Raw genomic sequence first — 1,838 nt, 5'->3', positions numbered from 1 at the left:
GCCGTACCACCGGCCGCGGGCCCGCGCCGCATGCCCGTCCGTCACGGGAACGTTCCGCCCGTCATCAGGAACCGTCATCAGGAACGTCATCGGGAACCCACATCAGGAACCCACATCAGGAACATGGTGAACGGCCCTGCCCGGTGCTCCGCGCACCGGGCAGGGCCGTTCACCCGCCGGAACGCGCTCAGGGCGCCGGCGCCGCGGGCGGCAGACCGGGGGCGCCGTCGAGGCCGAAGCCCGGGGGCAGCACCAGCCCCTCGGGCGCGCGTATCGCCTCCGCCGGGACGTCCTCTCCGGTCAGCCGGCGCAGCGCGGGGCTCACCACGACGGACGTGTGCCCGGCGGCCCGCGCTGCCGCGACCTGCCCGGCCACATCGGCCGCCAGGGTGCCCGCCGTGTCGCCGGCCGACTCCTCGACCAGCAGGGGGAAGACGGTCACCTCCACCGTGCCGCCGTCCGCCGCGCGGTATCGCGACGGCGGGCACGGGGCCATGGCGCGCACCGGCGCCGAACGGGCCACGAACGACCGCAGCGTGGCGTCGTCCAGCTCCGCGAGCGAGGGGTCGAAACGCCGCAGCGCCTCAGGCGTGCCCAGGTCGGCCACGTACGCGACCCGGGTGGCCGTGGCCGCCGCTCCGGCGTCCTCGCCCGCCGGCGCCGCGGACCGGAAGTCCCGTACGTCCGTGCGCGGCAGCGGGGTGTCCCCACCGGTCAGCGGGTGCACCAGGTGCAGCGCGTCCTGGTGCCGCAGCAGCGTGCACACCTCCCGCAGGCCCGCCGCCAGCCGGTCGATCGCGGCGTCGTCGACGGCGTACGACGGCTGGATCCGCAACGTGTGCGGGGAACTGCCCGTCGGCATCAGCCGCACCTGGTACTTGCGCAGCAGGAATCCGGAGACGGCGAAGCCGAAGAACCCGCCGCGGGCGTAGTTGCGGATCACCGCGGAGCCGGACGCCGACTGGTCGGCGAACTCGAACCCGAGCAGCAGGCCCCGCCCGCGCACGCCGCGCACCACGTCCCCGAACTCGGCGTGCACCTCCTCCAGGGCGGCGCGCAGCCGCGCCCCCCGCTCGGCGGCCTGCCGGTAGGCGGCCCCGTCGTCGCGCTCCAGCATCTCCAGCACCTTCTCGGTGATCGCGCAGGAGAAGCTGTCCTTGGCGAACGTCGAGCTGTGCAGCAGCTCGAACTCCTTGACGTACGCCGACCGCCGCACCAGCAGCATCGACGTCTTGGCCAGGCCGCCGCCGACGCTCTTGGCCAGCGTGTAGTAGTCGCCGGTCAGGCCGATGCCCGCGCTGGCGAAGAAGGCCCCGGTGCGCCCGGCGCCGGTCTGGATCTCGTCGACCACCAGCGGGCACTGGAGCGTCCGGCACACGTCGGCGATCCGCTTGGCCTGGTCGGCGGTGAGCTCGTGGATGCCGCCCTCGCCCTGGATGGGCTCGACGACGAAGGCGGCGACGAACGGCACCGGCCGCCGCACCACGTCCACCACCCCGTCCTCGGCGACGACGTCGAGCAGATGGGGCTGCTCGGCCTCGACGTACTCCAGCGCCTCCTCGGGCCGGTCGGCGGGGACGAAGCGGGCGCGTGCGCCGAGCCCCTGGAACGGCAGGCGGAAGGCGGGGTTGTGGGTGAGCTGGAGGCTGCCCACGAGCTTGCCGTGGAATCCGCCGTCCAGCGCGAAGAACTCCGGCGCCCGGCCCAGGGCTTCGGCGTTGCGCCGCCCGGCCTCCGCCACCAGCGCCGCCACGTCTCCGCCGGGCCCGGCCACCTCGGCGGCGGCCGGCGTGAGCCGGACCCCGCCGGCCCGCGCCCGCTCCTCGGCGTCGCCGGCG

Annotated in this window: 1 protein-coding gene; it reads right to left on the bottom strand. The window is 75.4% G+C overall.

What is annotated here, in order from left to right:
* Positions 1–187: 187 nt before the first annotated feature.
* On the bottom strand, positions 188–1,838 hold a 1,651-nt coding region (locus AXW62_RS38020), incomplete at its 5' end, for an aminotransferase class III-fold pyridoxal phosphate-dependent enzyme (protein ID WP_060948381.1).

Source organism: Streptomyces hygroscopicus subsp. hygroscopicus, assembly GCF_001553455.1.
GTDB lineage: Bacteria > Actinomycetota > Actinomycetes > Streptomycetales > Streptomycetaceae > Streptomyces > Streptomyces hygroscopicus.
The sequence above is the reverse complement of the archived record's forward strand: the minus strand, read 5'-3'. Positions and strand labels throughout refer to the sequence as shown.